At 65.1% G+C, this 2713-nt stretch carries 4 protein-coding genes and 1 tRNA gene; 2 read left to right on the forward strand and 3 right to left on the reverse strand.

The features are described 5' to 3' along the window. Window positions 1-34: 34 nt before the first annotated feature. The 3 genes from Q1V87_RS04240 to Q1V87_RS04250 all read right to left on the reverse strand — a co-directional run bounded on the left by Q1V87_RS04240 (window position 35) and on the right by Q1V87_RS04250 (window position 911). Window positions 35-409, reverse strand: coding sequence for a hypothetical protein (locus Q1V87_RS04240; protein ID WP_300590977.1), 375 nt, complete (start codon window positions 407-409; stop codon window positions 35-37). Between the two features lie 24 nt (window positions 410-433). Beyond that, entirely contained in the window at window positions 434-634 is a 201-nt protein-coding gene (locus tag Q1V87_RS04245) for a hypothetical protein (RefSeq protein ID WP_300590978.1), read from the reverse strand. A 203-nt stretch (window positions 635-837) separates the two neighbouring features. Continuing rightward, window positions 838-911: transfer RNA gene (locus Q1V87_RS04250), tRNA-Gly, on the reverse strand. A 221-nt stretch (window positions 912-1132) separates the two neighbouring features. Between Q1V87_RS04250 and Q1V87_RS04255 the strand changes: the two genes are divergently transcribed. Both Q1V87_RS04255 and dcd read left to right on the forward strand, forming a co-directional pair. Further along, entirely contained in the window at window positions 1133-2245 is a 1113-nt protein-coding gene (locus Q1V87_RS04255) for a substrate-binding domain-containing protein (protein ID WP_300590980.1), read from the forward strand. 31 nt (window positions 2246-2276) lie between these two features. Continuing rightward, window positions 2277-2713 (forward strand): dCTP deaminase (gene dcd, locus Q1V87_RS04260; protein WP_300590981.1); only part of this gene is annotated, 437 nt, incomplete at its 3' end.

Here is a 2713-nt window from a genome sequence, read left to right on the forward strand (position 1 = left end):
CTCTATTTTCCCTGATCCGAGGGGCATTTCCATGTCACGACGCCCGACCGTCACCCACCTTCATCGGTGGATCGAGGCTTAGCGATCGAGTATCGGGGACCACGCGTGTCTCGAGACCGAGCTGGTCGAACGCGCCGTCACCGTCCTCATCCCATACTTCAAGCGGATCAAGAGCTTCAACCTGTTCGCGACTCGACCCCACCGCGATGCCGTCGCGGGTGGACACCGGAACGCCTCCGATGGAGGGTGCCGTGATCGCCGTTGGAGCCCATGTCGAGTTTTCAAAGACGACGAATGACGCACCCTCCCAGCTGTAGCGGTGGGCGACGACGGTCTCCCCACCCCACCAATCTTCAACATCCTCGATCTGAGGATCCGCGTCGGTGAGCTCAGTAAGGAAAGCGGTCATCGGCTCCACTTCAAACGCGACCGTTCACTCGTCGCCATCGATTCGGTATTCGAGTCCGTCGAGCGTGAACACAATGGAGTCGGCTTCGTCTGGCGCTGGTGCGGGTTCGGACGTTGACTCCGGCGAGATCGGTGTTTCGTCTTGGCCCGAGGCCGGAGTGGCTGCCTGGCAGGCGCTGAGCAGAAGGGCAGCGGCGGCAATCGCGAAACCTACGAACGGACGCATGCCCTGAGCGTATCGCCGCACCGCCGGTGGCGGCGCAACGGGCGATTGGAGGGGCTGACGGGAATCGTCCCCACCGCCCCTCCACCCGCCGCTGCGCGGCGCGCGGAGCCTCGGGCGGCGTGGGCCCACCCGCAGGCGGGTCGGTTCCTACGGCAACCACACGAATGCCCTCCCGCACGGCCTGTGGCCGCACGCGAGGGCATTGGAGGGGCTGACGGGAATCGAACCCGCGCTGTCTGCTTGGGAAGCAGAAGTTCTGCCATTGAACTACAGCCCCATGCGCCGAGGCGCCCCGCCAGCATATCAAGGTGGGTCCGGGGATCACCCGCAACCCCTTCACGGCCCCTAAGGCCTCGGTTCACCGCTGCAACAGGCGTGCTTTACCCCCCGGACGCCACCCGTTGGTGCCCGGTGCACGATCGCGAGAGAAACTCGCGCGTCGCCCGCGATATGTGCTCGGTCATCCGTGTCATCCGCGGTGATCGTGAAAGGACCGAGGTGAGAACTCGCGCACTCGTTGCTCTCGTCGTCATGGCGGGATTCGGCCTGGCAGGCTGCACGGCCACGTCTACTCCGCTGCCTTCGCCGACGCTCACGCCGCTGGAGGGCACAGCCAGCGGCTCCGTCGGTGTCGTGCTCCCGGCAAGCGGCGAGCTGCGGTGGACCATGGCCGGCGACGCGCTCGAGTCGCTTCTCAATGAGGCGGGCGTGACGGTCACCGTGGACTATGCCGATGCCGCCGAGCAGGATGACCGGATCGAGGAGCTGATCGCGGCCGATGTCGACGTGCTGATCGTGACCGCCGCGGACGAGCAGGGCTTGGTCGACGCCTTGGCGACGGCAGAGGCTGACGGCATCGATGTCATCGCGCTCGACCGGCTCCCGATCAATGCGACCGGCATAGATTTCTTCATCGCTCCAGACCGCTACGGGTTCGGATACGAGGCGGCGGTCGCTGCTACTTCTGCTCTCGGGCTCAGCGACGAACAGGGCAATCCCACGGGCGTGGTGGTCGACGACCCGTTCCGGATCGAAGTCTTCGGCGCAGACATCGACGACTGGGACTACTGGTTCTTCTACAACAGTTCGGTCCGCGACAGCCTCGCCGCCTATCTCGAGTCCGGCGATCTCGTCGTGGGCTCGGGCCAGATTGAGGGCGAGGATGTCGACACGACGGACAGCTCGAGCGAAGCCGCCCAGGCGCGCATGACGTCGATCCTCGAATCGTCGTACGCAGACGGCGAGAAGCTGTCTGCCGTGGTGACGGCATCCGCTGAGATCGCCGACGGCGTTCGTGCCGCGCTGGCCGATTCCGGCCGGTCGGACATCATCGTCACGACCGTCGGTGACGATCCGGAAACGATCAGATCCCTCGGCAACGGGCTCGAAGCGACGGTGTTCTCCGACATCCGTGTCGTTGCCCGAACTGCAGCCGAAACCGCTGTCGCGGAGCTGAATGGCACAGAGACAGCGCTCTCGCGCACGGAAGACTACTTCACGAACACGGGCTCGGTGACCACGCGCCTCGTATGGCCGGAGATCGTGGCCGAGCAGTCTCGCCAGGCCAAGATCATCGACACTTGGTATTACACCGCGGACCAGCTCGGCTGACGCTGAGCAGGGGGTCCTCTAGGCTGGCCTCGTGCTGCTCTCGGACCGTGACATCTGCCATGAAATCTCCGCCGGTCGGGTCGGACTCGACCCGTGGGACGCCGACATGGTGCAGCCATCGAGCGTCGACGTGCGACTTGACCGGTTCTTCCGCCTGTTCGACAACCACAAGTATCCGTTCATCGATCCGGCGGTCGACCAGCCCGACCTCACGCGACTCATCGAGGTCGCGCCCGACGAGCCGTTCATCCTGCACCCCGGCGAGTTCGCGTTGGGCTCGACATTCGAGCTCGTGACCCTGCCCGACGACGTCGCCGCCAGACTCGAGGGCAAGTCATCGCTCGGGCGTCTGGGACTGCTCACCCACTCCACTGCAGGCTTCATCGATCCCGGCTTCTCGGGCCACGTGACGCTTGAGCTCTCCAACGTCGCAACCCTTCCGATCACGCTGTGGCCAGGGATGAAGAT

Origin of the sequence: Microbacterium sp. (genome assembly GCF_030149085.1) — a bacterium.
Taxonomy (GTDB): Bacteria; Actinomycetota; Actinomycetes; order Actinomycetales; family Microbacteriaceae; genus Microbacterium.

Coding starts and splice junctions, on each gene's coding strand:
- Q1V87_RS04240 (WP_300590977.1), bottom strand. CDS start 409: ATGACCGCTTTCCTTACTGAGCTCACCGACGCGGATCCTCAGATCGAG.
- Q1V87_RS04245 (WP_300590978.1), bottom strand. CDS start 634: ATGCGTCCGTTCGTAGGTTTCGCGATTGCCGCCGCTGCCCTTCTGCTC.